Here is an 18,890-nt window from a genome sequence, read left to right on the forward strand (position 1 = left end):
CCCAACGCGCGGATCGCGTTCAGGCTCGTTTAACTGATGGGTCTTACCGAAGTTTTACCCTTCAAAATTTGCTGCGTCAGAAATCCGGCCAATCGATTCTTCTTGGCCCAAAACCAGCAACATATCGAATACGCTTGGTGTCACTGCGCGTCCCGCAAGGGCCGCGCGCAACGGACCAGCCATCTTGCCGAATTTGGTGCCATTGGCCTCTGCAAATTCTGCCATGACCGCTTCTAAAGCGTCTCGCGTCCAGCTAACATTTTGCAAATGCGGCGTCAACGCATTCAGTATACCACGGGATACTGAATCGAGATGTTTGGTGGCTTTTTCGTCCGGTGTGATGGGTCTGTCAGAGAAAATAAAAGACGCTTTATCAAGGAGTTCCGGGAAAGTCTTAGCACGTTCTTTGAGGGCATCTAAAGCCTCAGATAAAAGCGCAATTTTGGCGTCTGGTAAGGCTGCGTCTCCACGTGCCTCCAAAAATGCCAACAATTCCCGCTGCAAAGCAGCATTGTCAGAGCTTGCAATGTGCTGACCACACAAGTGTTCAAGCTTTTTCGTGTCAAAACGGGCAGGTGACTTGCCGATGCCACCAAGATCAAACCATTCCTTGGCTTGGGCGTCCGTGAAAAATTCGTCATCGCCGTGGCTCCAGCCTAGGCGGGCGAGATAGTTTCGCATGCCTGCCGCAGGATAGCCAAGCAACTGGTACTCTTGCGCGCCAAGGGCGCCGTGGCGCTTGGACAATTTCTTACCATCCGCGCCATGAATAAGTGGAATATGCGCCAGAACGGGGACGTCCCATCCCATTGCCTCATAGATCATCATTTGGCGGGCAGCGTTGCTCAGGTGATCGTCACCGCGGATAACATGGGTCACACCCATGTCATGATCGTCAACAACCACAGCCAGCATGTAGACGGGTGATCCGTCCGAGCGCAGAAGGATCATGTCGTCAAGCTGCTCATGTGCGATACGCACATCGCCCTGCACTTCGTCTTTGATCACAATTGTACCGCCTTGGGGCGCTTTGATACGGATCACGTAAGGTGCATCAGGATGCGTTGAGGCATCTGCGTCGCGCCAAGGACTGCGGTAGAGCGTCGATTTCCCTTCGGCCCGTGCAGCTTCGCGGAAGTCTTCGATTTCCTCCTGCGTTGCGAAACACTTGAACGCTTTGCCTGCGGCCAGCAATTCGTGGGCGACCTCAACATGACGATCTGCGCGCTCGAACTGGCTGATGACGTCGCCGTCGTGATCAAGGCCAAGCCACGCCATGCCTTGAAGAATTGCCGCTGCGGCTTCTGGTGTTGAACGCGCGCGGTCTGTGTCTTCGATACGGAGGAGAAACTTGCCACCACGCCCACGCGCATAGAGCCAATTGAACAAAGCGGTGCGCGCGCCGCCAATGTGGAGATAACCCGTAGGAGACGGAGCAAAACGTGTGACAACATCAGCGGACATAGCGCGATTAACCTTTCGGTAAGCATGAATTGGATAAGTTGAGGCCCTGATAGCTACCGCGGTGCGCAAGGACAAGGACAAGCATGGGATTCAGCATCGCTTGGCGTGACAACCTTAACGCTGAAATTGCGCAAGGCTTTGTCTTTGCTCCTGCCTTTTACAGTTTGGGTATTCTCGCCTTTTTCGGGATGTCCGAAGAACCAAGCGCCGTGCACATTGGCCTTTGTGTCATGATCGCCCTTTTTACTTGCCTGTTGGTTAAAAGAGCAAGTTATGCGCTTCGCCCGGTCATCTGGATTGCCGCGCTTGTCACACTTGGATTTTCAGTCGCAGGCCTGCGCAGTTATTCGCTCGCAGCACCTGTTCTAGAGTGGCGCACTTATGGACCAGTAGAGGGGCGTGTCATCGGGGTAGATCGCTCGGCATCAGGTGCCTTGAGGGTGACATTAGATGAGGTGAGGCTAGGATTGCGCGACGTTCAACAAACGCCGCGAAAGATACGCATTTCCCTTTATGGCTCTGACAGTGAAGGCGTGCCACGTGCAGGATCGCGCGTCATGACAACCGCGCATCTCTCGCCGCCCTCAGGTCCAGCGGAGCCGTATGGATTTGATTTTCAGCGCCATGCATGGTTCACCCAGATAGGCGGCGTTGGGTATACTCGAGTGCCTGTATTGCTTGCCGCAGAGCCCTCAGACGGGTTCAGCTTCTTCGCGCTGCGCCTTTCGTTGTCAAAACGTATCCAGTCTCACCTAAGCGGGCAAACAGGAGCCTTCGCCGCCGCTTTAATGACGGGCGATAGAAGCGGGCTGTCTCAAGATACACTGACCAACCTAAGGCACAGCAACCTTGCGCATTTGCTCGCAATCTCGGGGCTGCACATGGGGCTATTGGTGGGTTTTGTCTTCGCGTCTTTGCGCATCTTGATGGCGGCTATACCTGTCCTTGCGATCTATAGTGGCGTTAAGAAAGTCGCGGCATTGGGCGGATTAATCGCAGCGGCAGGTTATCTTGGTTTATCTGGCGGATCTGTTGCCACAGAGCGCGCGTTTGTTATGGCCGCAGTCGCCCTTGGCGCAGTCTTTTTAGAGCGGCGCGCAATTAGCCTGCGCGCTGTTGCAGTCGCCGCGCTTATTATTCTTTCGAGGCGTCCAGAGGCGATACTTGGCCCCGGATTTCAAATGTCATTCGCCGCGACAACCGCTCTTGTCGTCGTGTTCAATGCGATTAGTGCGCGTAACGCGGGCAAACCGCCGAGCAAACCAATAAGGCGGCTCATAAGTGGAACGGTCATTTCATCTGCGGTCGCAGGGCTTGCAACGCTTCCGTTTGCGGCCGCGCATTTCAATACGATTTCCCACTTTGGCCTTATCGCCAATTTGGTCTCTGTGCCTTTAATGGGCCTCCTAATAATACCGCTTGCGGTGGTCGCAGTATGCTTAATGCCGCTTCAGCTTGACGCTTTGCCGCTTCATCTGTTGGGGATTGGTCTCGACTGGATATTGAGCGTCGCGGAAACGGTCTCCCATTGGCCGGGAGCCATTAGCAAGGTGCCGACACCGCCAAATTGGGCTGTTTTTAGTCTGAGCATCGGTTTGCTCTGTCTTGCGCTCATGGCATCCAAACTTCGCTTTGCCGGTTTGATAGGTGTCGCTGTGGCGCTGCTTGGATGGAGCGCCTTAAAGCGTCCAGATGTTTTGATCTCAGACACCGGGGGTTTGATTGGTGTCCTGACAGAGCAGGGGCGGGCCTTGAACAAAACCAAAGGCGCGGGGTTTGTCGCTGGGGTTTGGTTAGAGAACGATGGTGATAGCGCGCCTCAGTCGGTTGCTGGTGCACGCTGGGGGGGCGCCGCCAAGTCGATGACGATTGGGAAGAGGGCGATTCATGCCGCCACTGGGAAGCGAGGATTGCACGCATTTGAGGGCTGCGATCCCAACGACATCGCCGTTTTCTCGGAAGATTTCGAGGCAATCGTTCCGTGCGAAGTTTTCGACAAAAGGCGCTTGCGGAAAACGGGCAGTGTTGCGTTGTTTCTAACCGAAACTGGCGACCTCGAAACAATAACGGCCCGCGAGGTTGCGGGCCGACGCTACTGGAATGACCCGCAGCTTAGAAAGAAACGTCTAAAGCATCAGTAGCTGCGGATAAGTCCGACCAAACGCCCCTGAACCTTTACCTGCTCGTGAGAGAAAAATCTGGTCTCGTACGCAGGGTTTGCCGCTTCTAGAGCGATCGTTGTCCCATTGCGGTGAAACCGCTTCAGAGTTGCTTCCTGATCTTCGACCAGCGCGACGACAATGTCACCATTATCGGCCGTGTTGGTCTCGCGAATAACAACGATATCGCCATTGTTTATGCCCGCATCAATCATCGAATCGCCTTTAACTTCAAGCGCGTAGTGCTCACCGGGGCCGGATAGCATCTGGCTGGGAACCGCAACGTTGTGCGAAGCGTGGCTGATTGCTTCAATCGGAACACCAGCTGCGATTTGTCCCATGACGGGCAACTCGGCAGCATGGATCGGTTCTACTGGGCGCGCGTCTTGCGGGGCAGGGGCAGATGGCTTTCCACCCTCGACAACACGTGGAACGAAACCAGCGGGGGACATCCCCATGCTATCAGGCAGCTTTACGATTTCAATCGCGCGTGCACGATGGGCAAGGCGGCGAATAAATCCACGTTCTTCCAGCGCGGTAATAAGTCGATGAATGCCTGATTTGGACCGCAAATCCAGCGCTTCTTTCATTTCGTCAAACGAAGGGGGAACACCGTCCTTTTGCACACGTTTGTTGATGAATTCTAGCAAATCCAGCTGTTTTTTGGTCAGCATTCCTGCATCCTCCTGCGTCGCAGTTTTGCTTTGTTCTACCCATGTTCCTGTTTTGTGTCAACGAATTGTTCTGCGCCGCTATAGCGGAACAAAAGCGACCTTTTCGCCTGCTTTGCGCGCAGGATCATGGATCGGGCGCAGCAACAGGGCGTTTGCTTGTGAAAGCACCGTCAAAAGCGCGCTGTCCTGTCGATCCAAGGGGGTGATCTCGCCATTTTCAAGGATCGCTCGCATATAATGCGCGCGTGGTCCGTTTTCGGGCATGTCTTTGGAGAGCGTTGCAACGTGATGCGCGGCGGCGGTTTTTCCAAGTCCAAGCATCGCGCGCAAAACAGGCTGAACAAAAATCGTGCCGCATACCATTGCCGATACAGGATTGCCGGGAAGGCCAATCATCATCGCATCCCCTAATCGACCTGCCATCAGCGGCTTGCCGGGGCGCATCGCAACTTTGTAAAACGCGCGCTCGACGCCCAATTCTTCGGCAACACCCGCGACAAGATCGTGATCTCCAACGGATGCGCCGCCAATTGTAACAATCAAATCGGCGCCCGAGGCTAGATCAAACGCGGTGCGCAAGGCAGGCAAAGTATCATGCGCAATCGGAAGCAAGCGAACAATCGCGCCCATTTGCTCCAACATCGCCTTTAGGCCAAACGTGTTTGATGCGATGATTTGATCGGGACCAGGCATCTCTCCCGGCATGACCAATTCGGTCCCTGTCGAGATCAACGCGACGTCAGGGCGCTTTGTTACAGGGACTTGCGCTATGTTCATGGATGCAAGCAATGCAATCAATTGCGGCGTGAGAATTTGCGGCGCGTCAATCGATTGCCCCGTTGTGAAATCTGTTCCCGCTGGTCGGATATAAGGTTTTGTTTCCGTGACTTCGCGAATGGTGATTTGGTTTTTGTTGGCATCCACATCTTCTTGAATGACAACCCAATCAGCGCCTTTGGGCACTGGTGCGCCTGTGAAAATGCGAACGGCTTGCCCTTTTTTGACTATGCCATCAAAACGTGCGCCGGCCGCGGATTCTCCTAAAACTTCAAGGGTTGCGCCCACTTGGTAGTCCGCGCTGCAAATCGCATACCCATCCATCGCGGATGCCGCAAAGGGAGGTTGATCGCGTTTGGCCGACACAGTTTCAGCAAGAACCCGCCCCGCCGCGTTTGCCAACGGAACTGTTTCAACGCCAAGCTTTTCTACGCGAGCAAACAGCTGGGCGAGTGCCTCTTCAACGGTGATCATTCGACAACATATCGGCCAGATTTGCCGCCGTCTTTTAGGGTAACGTGGATGCCGCCAATTTCCATTGTTTTATCAACCGCTTTGATCATGTCGTAGACTGTCAATGCAGCGGTGCTGACAGCTGTGAGCGCTTCCATTTCAACGCCAGTTTGGCCTGTTGTTTTTACAGTCCCTAGAATGCGCACGCCGGGCAAGCTGGCATCCAGTTTCAGATCAACCGAGACCTTGGTGATCGGAAGCGGGTGACACAAAGGAATAAGCTCAGGGGTCTTTTTTGCACCCATGATGCCCGCCAATTGCGCTACGCTCAAAACATCGCCCTTTTTGGCAGTGCCTCCCGAGATAATGTCAAAAGCTTCAGCGCTCATACGAACCCAACCCGCCGCTGTCGCAATCCGAGATGTGACTTCTTTGGCGGACACATCAACCATATGGGCCTCGCCTTTGGCGTTGAAATGCGTAAGCCCGCTCATGCGCCCATACCCGCGCTGCCAGCTGGATTGCGCAACAATTCACGGGTTGCACTTTCGACATCTTCTTGGCGCATAAGGCTTTCTCCAATCAAAAAAGTGCGCGCGCCATATTGGGACATGTCAGCAAGATCCGCAGGGCTGAAAAGCCCGCTTTCTGAAACTATGAGGCGATCTTCCGGAACCATGCGACTAAGCTCGCGCGTGGTATCAAGGGAGGTCTCAAAGGTCTTAAGGTTGCGGTTGTTTATGCCCATCAATGGCGATTTCAGTTGTGATGCGCGTTCCAACTCGGCAGCGTCGTGTACTTCGAGCAAAACATCCATGCCCCAACCAAATGCGGCGTCTTCCAGTTCTTGCGCCTGAGCGTCGGAAACCGATGCGAGAATAATCAAAATGCAATCAGCCCCGAGCGCGCGCGCTTCTGCGACTTGATAAGTGTCATACATGAAATCTTTGCGCAGAGCAGGTAAGCTTACTGCATCGCGTGCGTCGCACAAAAACTGCTTTGCGCCTTGGAAACTGGGCGTGTCCGTGAGAACCGACAGGCAGGTCGCTCCACCGCGCTCGTAAGCGGCGGCCAAGGCGGCTGGATCGAAATCTTCGCGGATCAACCCTTTGGACGGGGACGCCTTTTTGACCTCAGCGATCAATCCATACCCTTCACGGGAAGCGCGCATCAATGCCTCAGCAAAGCCGCGCGGCGCGCTGGCTGCGCGTGCTTCGGCCTCGACCGCGTCAAGTGGCTTGGCGGCTTTGTCCGCTTCAATTTCGTCAAGTTTATAGGCTTTGATGCGATCTAGCGCAGTCTGGGACATAGTGTTTCTCTTTACTTCTGCGTGGCTTTAGCAAGCGCTTCGACTTTGGCTTTGGCCGCGCCGCTGTCGATACTTTCGCGCGCCATTTCGGCCCCTGTTTTTAGATCATTGGCTTTTCCTGCGACCACTAAGCCAGCCGCGCCGTTCAGCAAAACCGCATCGCGATAGGCGCTTTGTTCACCATCCAAAAGCGCGCGGAACGCAACGGCGTTTTCTTCGGGCGTGCCGCCAAGGATCGCCTCAAATGGATGCACTGGCAGGCCGGCATCCTCGGGGTTTACTTCGAATTCGCGTACGGTGCCGTTTTCCAATGCTGCGACCCAAGAGACACCAGCGATGCTCAACTCATCGGTGCCATCGCTGCCATGCACGAGCCACGCTGCGTCAGAGCCAAGCTGCCCAAGAGTTTCCGCCATTGGTCGGATCAGATCGCGCCTGTATGCGCCTGTAAGCTGGCGTTTTACACCCGCAGGATTTGTCAGCGGGCCGAGAATATTGAAGATCGTGCGCGTGCCAAGTTCGGCGCGGGTTGGCATCACGTGGCGCGTCGCGGGATGGTGCATCGGCGCCATCATAAAGGCGATACCACACGAGGCGAGCGCTGCCTCCACCACATCCGCGCCAACCATCACATCGATGCCCATTTGTCCAAGCGCATCGGCGGCACCGGATTTTGAACTAAGATTGCGATTGCCGTGCTTGGCGACAGTGACGCCAGCGCCTGCAACGACAAAGGCTGTCGCGGTTGAGATGTTCAATGTGCCTTTGCCATCGCCGCCGGTGCCCACGATGTCCATCGCCCCTTCGGGGGCTTTCACAGCATTGCACTTCTCGCGCATCACATAGGCCGCAGCGGCGTATTCATCCACTGTCTCACCACGTGTTCTTAGCGCCATCAATAAACCGCCAATCTGGCTTGGGGTCGCTTCGCCGGTAAACAGAATTTCAAAGGCCGTCTCGGCTTCGCTGCGCGTCAACGCACGGTCAGCGGCTGCATCAATTAGGGGCTTTAGCGCGTCGCTCATGCGGGAACCTTCATTGTGTTGAGGAAATTTTGCAGCATGGCATGTCCATGCTCGGAGCGGATCGATTCAGGATGAAACTGAACGCCGTGTATAGGCAGTTCATTGTGTTCTAACCCCATGATCGTTCCGTCGTCCAATTCGGCGGTAATTTTCAGTGCGTCAGGCAGGCTTTCGCGTTCTACCACCAAAGAGTGATAGCGCGTCGCCGCAAACGGGCTTGGCAGACCTGCAAACAATCCGCTGTCGCAATGCGAGATTTGGCCCATCTTTCCGTGCACAATTTCATGGCACCGCACGACTTTGCCGCCAAAGGCTTGCCCGATGGACTGATGTCCCAAACACACACCCATCAGCGGTGTTTTCGTCGCAGCAGCGATCTCCACCATATCAAGGCAAATGCCCGCCTGATCAGGATCACACGGCCCCGGCGAGAGCAATACTCCTGCAGGATTGAGCGCCATAGCCTCGGCAGCGCTCATGGCGTCGTTGCGGATCACTTTGATCTGCGCGCCAAGTTCGCCAAGATAATGCACCAGATTATAGGTGAAACTGTCGTAATTATCGATCAATAGCAGCATCAAGTGTCTCAATTTAGCAATAGCCGTGCATAGATGCGAGGCTGAGTTGGCCCCTACATGCTCAGGTGCACGCGCGAGGGTCAAGAGCCCCCTTGTCTTGCCGCGCGCAAAGGGTCAAACTTAGAATAACAATTTGAAGCGGTTTAAGGCGGATCGAGCGTGGCTAGAGGTGTGTTTTCAGGACTGATTTGGGGCGCAGTCGTTTCTGCCGTTGGCGCAGGTGGCTTGTCACTCGCCTATCCGGATTTCAAACCAAGCGCGGCTTCGCCAAAAGACGTTGCAGAGGTTATGCCTACCGAGGCGAGCGTCGCTGAAACCACAGAATCCGAGACACCCGAAGTCGAAACGCCCGAGGTCTCAAGCGACGCTGCCGAAGACACGCCAGTGGCGGAAGATATGCCTGCGGCCGAGCCGGAAGGCGACACGGCCGAGATGGCCCAAGCCACGCCAGAAGTGATGGACGTTGAAGACGATGCAGCTGTCACCGAGGCAACGCAAGCGGAAGAGCCAGAGGTCGCCGAAGCTGCTGTTGTTGAGCCAGAGGTCGAAACGCCGCAAGTGAGCGAAGACGAAACCGAGGTCACGGTGCCTCGATCTGATGAGGTCGATGTGAGCGAAGAAGGTGCTGCCGAGCCTGAAGTCGTCGCGGAAGCTGACCCCCAAGCTGACGATGTCGAGGAAGAAGCTCCTGTTGAAGACGCTCCTGCGCAAGAACCTGAAGCGCGGATCACCGACGAAATTATTGCCGCCCTTCCTAAGTCGGATGGGACAATTGGCAACCTCGCGCCAGAGGTGACAACCAACCGCCTGCCGTCATTAAGCGAGGAACCTGCTGTCGAAGAAGGCGCGCCAAGCGCCGTCGCGCCACCACCAATTGAACGCTTCGCCGCCGAATACACAGCAGAAGACGGCAAACCTTTAATGGCGATTGTCCTGATCGACGAAGGAGACACCGACCTTGGCGTGGATGCGCTTGCGGCGTTTCCGTACCCGCTGACATTCGCCGTCGATGCAAGCCTGCCGAATGCGGGTGAGCGGATGCAAATCTATCGCTCCAAAGGCTTTGAGGTCATGGCGTTGGCTGGATTGCCAGCAGGCGCAACAGCGAGCGATACAGAGATCGCCTTGGCGGCTTACCTAAGCGCGGTTCCCGAAGCCGTCGCAATTCTGGAAACGCCAGATGTGAGCTTACAAAACAGCCGCGAAGTGACGGATCAAATCACCAAAATCGTTCTCGAAAGCGGACATGGGTTGGTTCTTCAAGCAAATGGGTTGAACACCGCGCAGAAACTAGCGCGCCGTGAAGGCATTCCGTCGGCGACGGTCTTTCGCGATTTTGATGGCAAAGATCAAAAGGCAGGTGTGATCCGCCGCTTCCTTGATCAGGCGGCGTTTAAAGCTGGGCAAGAGGGCGGTGTCATCATGCTTGGCCGATTGCGCGCAGAGACAATATCGGCGCTGTTGATTTGGGGGCTTGCGGATCGCGCCAGCCGCGTTGCGCTGGTTCCTGTATCGGGCGTTTTGACCAAAGAAAACTAATCGGGCTCCATGTGCGAGCCTAGTTTTGCTTGATTTCTACCTGCGGGTGAGCAAGAATTTGCTTATTCAAATGTATTGATTAGCGGGATTGCACAATGAAAATTACCTCGATTGTAACCGCTGCGAAGCGATCTGGCGTGCTATTGGCATGTTTTGTTGCCTCGCCAGCGCTTTCATTTACCTTAGATTGCACCGGTGGAACAGGCACCCATAACGGTGGCTCTTCTGCCGGTGGCACCGTTATACTCGCGCCAGGCGGTAGCGTCACCTTGATGCAAGCTGATGCTCCGACGTTTACCATGCGCATTGATGGACGTACGTTTGACGCGGCAGGAAATCAAATGGGAACGGCGCTGGCTTGCCAGAATTCGCCGGGCGGCATGTTCGAAGTTCCCTATACCAAAGGCCAATCTGATTGCGAGACTTGGACCTTTTCGCCGGGTGATGGGGGCGAATTCCAGGTAGAGCCAAGCCACAATGAGACGTCCTTTGTCAAATGGACGCTAACCTGCGGCGAAGGCGGCGGCGCAACTGCGGCTGCGGTAAAGGCTGGCCCAACCGCACAACAAATCGCAACGGCGCAAAACAATGTTACGCAAAGCTCGCAAATTTCCGCGGGAGGACAAAGCAACGCTGCCAGCGGTGCTGTCTCGGGCGCGATCGGATCACGGCTTGGCGGATCGAGCGGTGTGAGCGTGTCCACGCAAGGATTCTTTGTCTCTACAGCAGGTGCGCTAGGACGCCCTGATGCGGATTGGAACGGGTGGGTTGCTCTTGGGCATCGCCGTTTTGACGGGCCGACGCTTTCGGCCAAGAGCACGGCGCTGACCTTTGGCGTCGATCGACGGTTCTCGGATCGTTTCCTGTTGGGCCTTATGGTGACGGGCGATGATCTGACGCTGAAACAGGGAGCCTTGTCGAGCGATATGCGCAGCTTCGCAGGAGGCCCGTACTTTGCGGCGAACCTGGGGCCTGTTACGCTAGACGGCTACATCGCGCGAGGCAAAACCGAAGTCAAAGGCGGGCTCGGCAACTTTGACAGTGATCGTATGCTAGGGGCATTGAACGCGCGCTATAGCTACCAACTTCATGGCTGGACGGCTACGCCTTTCGCCTCGGTGCGCGGGTATCGTGATGAAGAGCCGGGCCGCACTGTCGGGATCGTTCCCATTGCTGCGCGGGAAGTGACATCAATCACCGCGTCTGTCGGTGGAACATTTGCCTATGAAATGAAAATGCGCGGTCAATCTGTGACGCCCTTTATTACGCTCGCTGCCGAGCAAACAAACTTTGACAATGGTCTTGGCACTCGGAGCAGTAATAGAGCGCCGCGCGTCGCGCTTGGCATCAATTCGGACGGCCGCTATGGCAGTCTTGCGCTTTCGATTGATCGTGGAGAGTTGTCAAACGGTCTGCGCGATTACGGCGTGAGCATCAGCTACGCGCTTCGGTTCTAGCGAATACCATCAGCGAAACTGCGCGCCTTAGCGCGCGCGGTTTCATCTGGTTGCAGGATACGTTCCAGCTCATCGCAATCCTCTTGGAACGAGGCACGCTCTGAATCGCTGGCTCTGTCCATGCCCCAATAACAATATCCCAGCGCGGCCTCTTTGGTGGCAAAGGAAAATTGCGCTTTGACGATCAACTCAGCCAAGTTGATACCCGCTTTGGGGTATCCAAGCTGCACCCCCTGCAAAAAGAAGCTAAACGCAGTTAGGGCATCAGGGTGCACGCCGCGTCCTTGCTCATGCATCACCCCCAGATCATTAAATGCGCGCGGAAAGCCACGTGCGGCCGCTTCGGTATAAAGCACGCGCGCGCGCGTCCAATTTTCATTGCGCCCCTGTCCAACAGCAAAAGCATGCGCAAGGTTTGCGGTCGCGACAACATCACCCTTTAGATGCGCCTTCTCATACCAATCCGCAGCGGCTTCGTGATCAGCGGGCGTGGCGCTTGCCCTCAATTGACCCAGAGCGGTCATTGCGGGCGCATAGCCTGCCGACGCTGCAAGGCGAAACTCGCGTTTGGCGCGCTTGGGATCGGCAGGAACATTGCCAGATCCGTAGGCAAAGAGAGACCCCAAATTATAACGGGCGCGCACCTCGCCCGCTTTGGCCGCGCGCTCGAAATAAGTGACTGCGATGGCTGCGTCTTGCTCGACGCCGCGCCCGTCATCATAGGCTGCCCCCATGATGTTGAGCGCCAGCGCGCTGCCGTCTTCCGCGGCCTCTCGGATCACAACAAGTGCAGCTTCATAATCGCCGTCGATATATTCCAATCGCGCGGCTGCGAGTTCTGCGTCCGTAGGGCCAGCAAAGGAGGGCAGGGGGAGGCTCAAAGCCGCAAGCAAAGCTATCGAAACGAAACGCATTGTAAAACCCTCTGTGGAAAATGAGGACAGTTTAACGCCGAAATTCGATATGCAAAGGAAAAGCTATGCGTTCAAAATCTAAGGCAAAGGCGTCGATAGGCAAATCTATTCCATCGCGAGTTATGGGCGATCTTTAGCGGTCAATTGCTTGATCATCTGTCGGCGTTGTCTGCTCTAAGAATACCGCCAGCGTAGATTTTGGCACCCTGATCTATCGAGCAGTTCAAACCCTTTGCGAAGGACTAATCGCCATCAGCGACACCGCGAGCGCGCCATTTTGCGCGGCGCGCCCTGAAGCTCGGCAGCAAGATCAAAATGACGGCAATGATCAACAATCCGAGTGTCATTGGCCGCTCCCAGATAAAGGAAATGCCATCAAACAATTGCATGGAGCGGGCAAAATTGTCTTCTAACATGCCGCCCAAAATGAAACCGATCAGTAATGGCGCTAAAGGATAGTCGGCGAATTTTAAAGCGGTTGCACAAACGCCAAACCCTACAAGGATCAAGAGTTCTGTTGCGTTGTTTTGCCCGATGTAAGCGCCCATCAAGGTGAAGAACAAAATGAACGGGATCAAAAAGTTTCGCGGTATCGACAGGATTTTTGCGATGTAGGGGATCAGTGGCAGGTTCAAAATCAACAAAACCAAGTTGCCAATGAACATTGACATAATAACGGCCCAAAAAATCTGCGGCTCATCAATCATCAAGCGTGGACCCGGTGAAACGTTCAGCGCAATGAGCGCACCAAGCAGAATTGCCGTCGTGCCTGAACCGGGAATGCCCAGTGTGAGCAACGGAACGAATGAACCTGTGCAGGCAGCGTTGTTGGCTGTTTCTGGCGCAGCGAGCCCCTTGATAGAACCATTTCCGAACTCGGCTTGTTCTTCTTTGCTCGCCAAATTGCGCTCTACCGCATAGCCCAGAAAACTTGCGATCGTTGCGCCTGCGCCGGGCAAAACACCAATGAAAAACCCTTGCATGGACTGACGTCCAATAACCGGCGCGATCGAGCGGGCCTCAGCGCCTGTGACACGTAGGTCTTTGATTTCGGTGTCGCTACTTCCTGCTTCTTTGGGCTTAAGAACTAAGAACAAAGCCTCGGGGAGTGCAAACATCGCCATTGCGAGCGTGATAAAACCAAAGCCCGTTTGTAGGTCCATGATACCACCTGTGAAGCGCGGCAAACTGAATAGTGTGCCTTCGCCCACGGTGGCCATGATCAAGCCGAAAACGGTCATAAGTATCGCTTTGGCAACTTGGCCAGTACCCGCGAATGCGGCAATGGCGGAAAGCCCTACGACCATCAAAGCAAAGTACTCGGCGGAATGGAATAGAAGCGCGACAGAGGACAGCATTGGCGCGAAAATCATCAACAAGATTGCGCCAATCGTGCCGCCCGCAAAACTTGAAATCGCAGCGACGGTCAGAGCTTTGCCCGCTTTGCCTTGTTTCGCCATCGGGTAACCGTCGAAACTTGACGCGACCGTGCCTGCAACGCCGGGAGCGTTCAAAAGTATAGAAGAGGTAGAGCCGCCAAAAATAGCCCCGTAGTAGACGCCGGCCAATAGGATTAGCGCGGCAGATGGATCACCCATCGAAATCGCGACGGGGATCATTATGGCGATGATCGACATAGGACCAAGGCCCGGAAGCATGCCAATAAACGTTCCGATCAAACACCCTGCAATAACCATCGCGAGGTTTTGGAATGACATGGCCGTTTGCAGGCCAATGAGTAGTCCTTCTAGCATGTCAAATCCCTCAATTCGCGCTGAAAATGCCCGGCAGGGGGCGCATGTAAATCCCGAGCACCTCTTGCACGAGATACCAAACGATCATCGTCGTGATCACTGATATTGAGATCATCAATATCCATTTGCGCTCACCCAAGACGAACGATCCAAAGAACAAGAAAGCACTGGTCGAGATGATGAAGCCAACGGGGCGCAAGCAGATCGCATAGGCCACCATAAGGCAAAGTAGTATAATCGCTTGTCCGAGTTTGTATTCGTGCAAACGGCGGTAGTCGATTTCGGCCTCTTTTGGCACTGACTTTTCAAGACCAGACAGGATCACGAGGCAGGCAGAAATCGAGAGGACCGAAAGCACCTTTGGGAACGTGCTGGGCCAAATCGGATTACGCTTCATAAAAGGGGCGAGCCCTGCGTCCATCGTGAACCACGCGGTGTAGCCATACATCATGCAAATGCCCAAAAAGATCAATGCGATCCAGCGATCCAAAGCCATTGTCGCGTCCCCCCAAATTCCAAAAAAGGCAGAGCGGGGCACCGCTCTGCCAGCGCTGTTGCTATTAAAGGAAGCCCAGCTTTTTCATGAGATCACCAATGACCTTTTCCTGGTTCTCGAGGAACGCTTTGAAATCATCACCGGAATTGTGGATGTTCACCCAACCATTGCGGGCGCGCACGGCTTCCCACTCTGGTGTGTCGTACATTTTCTCAAGCGCGATTTGGTAAGCAGCGGTCTTTTCCGCAGATAGACCCGGTGCACCGAAGAAGCCACGCCAGTTCACAAAGCTCATGTCGATGCCTTGCTCTTTCATGGTCATCGCATTTTCCGCTGCTGCGACGCGCTCGTCAGATGTCACGCCGATAATTTTGACTTCACCCGCGTTCGCAAGATCGACCGCTTCGGAGAAACCAGTTGAAAGCGCTGCAATCTCACCTGAAAGCAACGCGGCCATTGCCTTGCCGCCCGCATCATATGGGATGTATTTTACACCCAGCGCATCTTTGCCCGCGGCTTCCATCGCCATTGCGGCAACGAGGTGATCCATGCCGCCCGGGACAGAGCCACCACCGATGGCGGTTGCAGATGGATCAGCGTCATAGGCCGCGATCAAATCTGCCATTGAATTGACCGAGCTGTCTTTGTTCACAACGATTGCTGCGTAATCGCCAATGGTGCCAGCAACCAGCGTCAGATCGCGAAAGCTCTGTGGGAAAACACCTGTGAGCGAGCGAATGACGATGGGCGTTGAGTTGACCATCAAAGTGCCTTCATTGCTGGCTGCGTTTTCAATCAAGAAACCGATGGCTTTTCCGCCGCCGCCACCAGACATGTTCTCGTAGGATGCGCTGCCAACAAGGCCCGCATTTGTCAGCGCCTCGCCTGTGCCGCGCGCGGTGCCGTCCCAGCCGCCGCCAGGGCCACCCGGGATCAAGAAATGAATGCTGTCTACCACTTGGTGGCCATCAGCCTGCGCGCTAGATGTAAATCCAAGAGCAGCAATAGCTGCCGCGATCAGGGCCCTACGGCCCATTTTCAAAGTCGTCATGATATTCCTCCCATTTGACAACTGCCCGCACTGCGGCTCAGTTAAGTTGATAAGAGCACAAGAACCTGACACTGACCTGACACCCTAACAAATTGGCTCCTCTCGCCCATGAAATTCCTTCTGGTTGAAGACAATCAAGCCCTTGCAGATGCCGTGTCCTCCCGTATGCGGTTGGATGGGCATGTCGTTGAACATGCTAGTAATTTGGGTGATGCAAACGCCTTTGTTGAGACCGATGAGTACGATCTCATTCTGCTCGACATCATGTTGCCCGATGGCGATGGTCGGACCTTCCTAAAAGCGCATCGTGCACGTAATCGAGACACGCCAGTGATCGTTTTGACCGCGCGAAGTCAGGTTTCTGATCGAATCGGATCGCTTGATTTAGGGGCGGATGATTACGTCACAAAGCCATTCGATCACGCCGAATTAGAAGCAAGGTGCCGCGCGGTTTTGCGCCGCAAAGCGGGGAAATCAAAAACCGTCTTAGAGATGGGAGGCGTTGTTTTTGATCCCGTTGCTGGGCTTTTGTCTGTACACGGCAAAAGCCTGAACCTGCGCAACCGTGAACTTCGTTTGCTCGAACTTCTGCTTAACTCGCCTGAGCAAATATTTTCTAAACAAAAACTCGCGGATCGGCTGTTCTCTTATGACGAGGATGTTTCTGAGAATGCGATCGAAGTCTATATTGCGCGGTTACGTAAGCATCTTGAGCCGTCAAGTTTGAAGATCACCACGTTGCGCGGGATTGGGTATCGGCTTGATCATGACAGTTAACATCGCCGCTTCAGGATCACTCAGAAACCGATTGGTTCTAACACTGATCGGCGGCGCTGCGATCCTCGCACTCGTCTTGTTTTTTGCGATCCGAAACTATGCAACGCAAGTGGCGCAACAGGGGCAGGACAACATTCTCTCGGCATCAGTTTCTTCTATCTTGGACGCAGCAACACTTCGCGACGGCGCGGTTGAGCTCGACATCCCGTATGCGTCGTTCTCAATGCTAAGCACTGCATCTGATGACCGGGTTTTCTACGCAATCTACCAAGATGACGTCTTCTTATCTGGTTATGAAGATCTTGTGATTGCTTCGGTTTCGGGGCGAGAAAAAATTTTCCAAACGGCAAAATATAAAGGGACCCAAGTGCGCGTCGTTTCGGATTCTCGCACTTTGATCGGGAAAGACAAGCGCACGCAAGTCAGGGTTTCTCTGGCGCAAACGCAAGACGCGCTCTCAGGAACTTTGAAACTAATTTCGCTCAACGCGGCTGTTTTGGGCGCCGGCTTTTTCGCTTTGACAACCCTGCTATCGTTTTGGGCGACCTCTTCGACAATCGGACAATTGAAGCGTCTGACAACATCCGTGACGCGCCGTGGCCCGCAAGACCTTAGCCCCTTCGAAAAACCTGTTCCCGTCGAAATGCAGCCGCTTGTGACGTCGCTAAACTCTTTGATGGGGCGGCTGGATCATTCACTAAAACAATCAGAAGATTTTATCGCGGAAGCTGCGCATAGGGTTCGCACCCCGTTGGCAACGGTACGTTCATACGCGGAAGCCACGTTGCAGCGTGTGGATAAAGAAGAAAACAGGCAGGCTATGCGCTCTATGGTGCGTGCGATTGATGAAAGTTCGCGCGCAGCTGGCCAACTGTTGGATCATGCAATGATCACCTTTCGCGCGGATCACTTAAAGCGGGATGACATTGACCTTGTCGCTCTCGTTGATGACTTGGTGGAGCGCTTGCGCGCGATCGCACAAATGAAAGACCTCGAATTGCGGCTCCTCGGTGACGATCATGTACCCTATTCAGGAGATCCGATACTGCTGCAAAACGCCGTTCGAAACCTGCTCGATAATGCGCTGAAATATTCACCTAGTGAGGGCGTCGTTGACATCAACGTCACAGCCAAGCCGCGTGTTCAAATTTGTGTTTGTGATGGCGGAAAGGGCTTTCCAAAAGAAGACCTAGATGAGTTGGCGACGCGATTTAAGCGAGGCACGAATGCACAAGGAACCATTGGCTCGGGCCTTGGTCTAACCATTGCAAAGGATGTGGCAGTCGCACATGGCGGGACGCTTCATCTGTCTAACCGCGAGGAGGGCGGTGCATGCGCTTCTTTATTGCTTTAGGTCTATGGCTACTGCCTCAGATTTTGCTCAGCCAAGACTGGGAAGATCGGCGCTTGTTCGAAGGTGCTACGCCACAGCAAACCTTGCGGATCATCTCCAGCACCGACACGTCTCTGTTTGCTCCAATCATAGAGAACTTTCTGGCTAAAAACCCAGAACTCGAAGTGGACTATTTTGTTGCAGGCACCGCTGACATTGACCGGATTTTCAGAGCTGACCCAAGTGCTTTCGACTTGGTTGTTTCCAGCGCGATGGACCTACAGTTCAAAACTGCAAATGATGGTTTAGCACTTCAACTAAACGATGTTGTTCATCCTTCTTGGGCCCAATGGCGTCAAAGCCTGTTTGCATTCACTTCGGAGCCAGCAGCGATCGTTGTCAATCGCGATGCATTTTCGGGGCATGCTTTACCCAAAACGCGTCAGGATTTGATTGAGGCCATTCGTGCGCGACCAGAGGTCTTCCAAGGACGCATTGGCACATATGATGTTCGCCAATCAGGCGTGGGGTATCTGTTCGCAACGCAAGACGCGCGGGCGTCAGAAACCTATTGGCGATTGATGGAGGTTATGGGGGCTTTGGATTTGAGGCTTTATTGCTGCTCCGGAGAAATGATCGATGATCTCGCAGATGGCACAATAGCTATCGCGTATAATGTGCTTGGTAGCTATGCAAGCGCGCGGATAGAGAGCCAGTCAAAGATAGAGATTATCCTGCCTTCCGATTTTCCAACAACAATGATGCGCACGGCCTTCGTCTCGGTGGACGCACCACACCCCAAACGTGCAGCGGCATTCGTAAAACACCTGATAATGCAGCGCTCAAAGGAGGATGAAAATGCGGTGCTACTGCCGCCTTTAGAAATTCTGGCTAACGGTGCTGATCACGCGACAATTGCGCTAGAGCCTGCATTGATGACGTTTCTTGATACTCTCAAAAGGCGCGGCTTTATTGCTGAGTGGGAAGACGCCGTGATCCAGAGATAGTTCAGAAATTGAAGAGCGAGTTGTGTGGCCTCATCGTCAAATTTCCAAAGCTTGAACCCGCTCTACACGGTTCCACAGCTCAAGCCTTGGCGCGTTGAGGCCGAAGGTCTTTTCAAACCCGCC

At 54.4% G+C, this 18,890-nt stretch carries 17 protein-coding genes; 6 read left to right on the forward strand and 11 right to left on the reverse strand.

Features of this window, described 5'->3' with window-relative positions:
* Nucleotides 1–54: 54 nt before the first annotated feature.
* Complete coding sequence (gene gltX / locus ACRBCU_RS03825) at nt 55–1,464, reverse strand: glutamate--tRNA ligase (protein ID WP_431364043.1); 1,410 nt, start codon at nt 1,462–1,464, stop codon at nt 55–57.
* 83 nt (nt 1,465–1,547) lie between these two features.
* Between gltX and ACRBCU_RS03830 the strand changes: the two genes are divergently transcribed.
* Nucleotides 1,548–3,605, forward strand: a complete 2,058-nt coding sequence (locus tag ACRBCU_RS03830; protein ID WP_431364044.1) for a ComEC/Rec2 family competence protein — start codon at nt 1,548–1,550, stop codon at nt 3,603–3,605.
* Here ACRBCU_RS03830 and lexA read toward each other — a convergent pair.
* From lexA to ACRBCU_RS03860, 6 genes are all read right to left on the reverse strand, one after another.
* Complete coding sequence (lexA, locus tag ACRBCU_RS03835) at nt 3,599–4,297, reverse strand: transcriptional repressor LexA (RefSeq protein ID WP_431364045.1); 699 nt, start codon at nt 4,295–4,297, stop codon at nt 3,599–3,601. The genes ACRBCU_RS03830 and lexA overlap by 7 nt on opposite strands.
* A gap of 78 nt (nt 4,298–4,375) precedes the next feature.
* Entirely contained in the window at nt 4,376–5,548 is a 1,173-nt protein-coding gene (locus ACRBCU_RS03840) for a molybdopterin molybdotransferase MoeA (protein WP_431364046.1), read from the reverse strand.
* A complete protein-coding gene (gene moaC, locus ACRBCU_RS03845) occupies nt 5,545–6,021 on the reverse strand; it encodes a cyclic pyranopterin monophosphate synthase MoaC (RefSeq protein WP_431364047.1) in 477 nt (158 codons plus the stop codon). The genes ACRBCU_RS03840 and moaC overlap by 4 nt, the downstream gene beginning before the upstream one ends.
* Complete coding sequence (trpC, locus tag ACRBCU_RS03850) at nt 6,018–6,836, reverse strand: indole-3-glycerol phosphate synthase TrpC (protein ID WP_431364048.1); 819 nt, start codon at nt 6,834–6,836, stop codon at nt 6,018–6,020. The genes moaC and trpC overlap by 4 nt, the downstream gene beginning before the upstream one ends.
* 11 nt (nt 6,837–6,847) lie before the next feature.
* On the reverse strand, nt 6,848–7,861 hold the full coding sequence (gene trpD, locus ACRBCU_RS03855) for an anthranilate phosphoribosyltransferase (protein WP_431364049.1): 1,014 nt from the start codon (nt 7,859–7,861) through the stop codon (nt 6,848–6,850).
* Nucleotides 7,858–8,439, reverse strand: coding sequence for an anthranilate synthase component II (locus ACRBCU_RS03860; RefSeq protein ID WP_431364050.1), 582 nt, complete (start codon nt 8,437–8,439; stop codon nt 7,858–7,860). The genes trpD and ACRBCU_RS03860 overlap by 4 nt, the downstream gene beginning before the upstream one ends.
* A gap of 159 nt (nt 8,440–8,598) precedes the next feature.
* Here ACRBCU_RS03860 and ACRBCU_RS03865 point away from each other — a divergent pair, with 159 nt between their 5' ends.
* Nucleotides 8,599–9,978 carry a divergent polysaccharide deacetylase family protein gene (locus ACRBCU_RS03865; protein ID WP_431364051.1) on the forward strand — a complete coding sequence of 460 codons (1,380 nt, stop codon included), beginning with the start codon at nt 8,599–8,601 and terminating at the stop codon, nt 9,976–9,978.
* A 95-nt stretch (nt 9,979–10,073) separates the two neighbouring features.
* A complete protein-coding gene (locus tag ACRBCU_RS03870) occupies nt 10,074–11,435 on the forward strand; it encodes an autotransporter outer membrane beta-barrel domain-containing protein (RefSeq protein ID WP_431364052.1) in 1,362 nt (453 codons plus the stop codon).
* On the opposite strand, the gene ACRBCU_RS03875 is transcribed toward ACRBCU_RS03870, so the two are convergent.
* The 4 genes from ACRBCU_RS03875 to ACRBCU_RS03890 all read right to left on the reverse strand — a co-directional run bounded on the left by ACRBCU_RS03875 (nt 11,432) and on the right by ACRBCU_RS03890 (nt 15,650).
* Nucleotides 11,432–12,349: a tetratricopeptide repeat protein gene (locus tag ACRBCU_RS03875; RefSeq protein WP_431364053.1), complete on the reverse strand. Its 918-nt coding sequence runs from the start codon at nt 12,347–12,349 to the stop codon at nt 11,432–11,434. The two genes, ACRBCU_RS03870 and ACRBCU_RS03875, sit on opposite strands and share 4 nt — an antisense overlap.
* Before the next feature lie 242 nt (nt 12,350–12,591).
* Nucleotides 12,592–14,103, reverse strand: a complete 1,512-nt coding sequence (locus tag ACRBCU_RS03880) for a tripartite tricarboxylate transporter permease (RefSeq protein ID WP_431364054.1) — start codon at nt 14,101–14,103, stop codon at nt 12,592–12,594.
* 10 nt (nt 14,104–14,113) lie between these two features.
* The gene (locus tag ACRBCU_RS03885) at nt 14,114–14,599 is read right to left on the reverse strand and encodes a tripartite tricarboxylate transporter TctB family protein (protein ID WP_431364055.1); all 486 of its coding nucleotides are present in this window, start codon (nt 14,597–14,599) and stop codon (nt 14,114–14,116) included.
* A gap of 64 nt (nt 14,600–14,663) precedes the next feature.
* Nucleotides 14,664–15,650: a tripartite tricarboxylate transporter substrate binding protein gene (locus ACRBCU_RS03890; protein WP_431364056.1), complete on the reverse strand. Its 987-nt coding sequence runs from the start codon at nt 15,648–15,650 to the stop codon at nt 14,664–14,666.
* A 108-nt stretch (nt 15,651–15,758) separates the two neighbouring features.
* Between ACRBCU_RS03890 and ACRBCU_RS03895 the strand changes: the two genes are divergently transcribed.
* The 3 genes from ACRBCU_RS03895 to ACRBCU_RS03905 are packed head-to-tail and all read left to right on the forward strand — an operon-like array spanning nt 15,759 to nt 18,767.
* A complete protein-coding gene (locus ACRBCU_RS03895) occupies nt 15,759–16,427 on the forward strand; it encodes a response regulator transcription factor (RefSeq protein ID WP_431364057.1) in 669 nt (222 codons plus the stop codon).
* Nucleotides 16,417–17,781 carry a sensor histidine kinase N-terminal domain-containing protein gene (locus ACRBCU_RS03900; RefSeq protein WP_431364058.1) on the forward strand — a complete coding sequence of 455 codons (1,365 nt, stop codon included), beginning with the start codon at nt 16,417–16,419 and terminating at the stop codon, nt 17,779–17,781. The genes ACRBCU_RS03895 and ACRBCU_RS03900 overlap by 11 nt, the downstream gene beginning before the upstream one ends.
* Nucleotides 17,760–18,767 (forward strand): ABC transporter substrate-binding protein, encoded by a 1,008-nt coding sequence (locus tag ACRBCU_RS03905; protein ID WP_431364059.1) that lies wholly within the window; start codon nt 17,760–17,762, stop codon nt 18,765–18,767. The genes ACRBCU_RS03900 and ACRBCU_RS03905 overlap by 22 nt, the downstream gene beginning before the upstream one ends.
* Nucleotides 18,768–18,890 lie beyond the last annotated feature (123 nt).

Source organism: Planktotalea sp. (assembly GCF_050633725.1).
GTDB lineage: Bacteria > Pseudomonadota > Alphaproteobacteria > Rhodobacterales > Rhodobacteraceae > Planktotalea.

Bases quoted from the DNA above. Each gene is read 5' to 3' on its own strand.
- gltX (WP_431364043.1), bottom strand. From the start codon at position 1,464: ATGTCCGCTGATGTTGTCACACGTTTTGCTCCGTCTCCTACGGGTTAT.
- ACRBCU_RS03830 (WP_431364044.1), top strand. From the start codon at position 1,548: ATGGGATTCAGCATCGCTTGGCGTGACAACCTTAACGCTGAAATTGCG.
- lexA (WP_431364045.1), bottom strand. From the start codon at position 4,297: ATGCTGACCAAAAAACAGCTGGATTTGCTAGAATTCATCAACAAACGT.
- ACRBCU_RS03840 (WP_431364046.1), bottom strand. From the start codon at position 5,548: ATGATCACCGTTGAAGAGGCACTCGCCCAGCTGTTTGCTCGCGTAGAA.
- moaC (WP_431364047.1), bottom strand. From the start codon at position 6,021: ATGAGCGGGCTTACGCATTTCAACGCCAAAGGCGAGGCCCATATGGTT.
- trpC (WP_431364048.1), bottom strand. From the start codon at position 6,836: ATGTCCCAGACTGCGCTAGATCGCATCAAAGCCTATAAACTTGACGAA.
- trpD (WP_431364049.1), bottom strand. From the start codon at position 7,861: ATGAGCGACGCGCTAAAGCCCCTAATTGATGCAGCCGCTGACCGTGCG.
- ACRBCU_RS03860 (WP_431364050.1), bottom strand. From the start codon at position 8,439: ATGCTGCTATTGATCGATAATTACGACAGTTTCACCTATAATCTGGTG.
- ACRBCU_RS03870 (WP_431364052.1), top strand. From the start codon at position 10,074: ATGAAAATTACCTCGATTGTAACCGCTGCGAAGCGATCTGGCGTGCTA.
- ACRBCU_RS03875 (WP_431364053.1), bottom strand. From the start codon at position 12,349: ATGCGTTTCGTTTCGATAGCTTTGCTTGCGGCTTTGAGCCTCCCCCTG.
- ACRBCU_RS03880 (WP_431364054.1), bottom strand. From the start codon at position 14,103: ATGCTAGAAGGACTACTCATTGGCCTGCAAACGGCCATGTCATTCCAA.
- ACRBCU_RS03885 (WP_431364055.1), bottom strand. From the start codon at position 14,599: ATGGCTTTGGATCGCTGGATCGCATTGATCTTTTTGGGCATTTGCATG.
- ACRBCU_RS03890 (WP_431364056.1), bottom strand. From the start codon at position 15,650: ATGACGACTTTGAAAATGGGCCGTAGGGCCCTGATCGCGGCAGCTATT.
- ACRBCU_RS03895 (WP_431364057.1), top strand. From the start codon at position 15,759: ATGAAATTCCTTCTGGTTGAAGACAATCAAGCCCTTGCAGATGCCGTG.
- ACRBCU_RS03900 (WP_431364058.1), top strand. From the start codon at position 16,417: ATGACAGTTAACATCGCCGCTTCAGGATCACTCAGAAACCGATTGGTT.
- ACRBCU_RS03905 (WP_431364059.1), top strand. From the start codon at position 17,760: ATGCGCTTCTTTATTGCTTTAGGTCTATGGCTACTGCCTCAGATTTTG.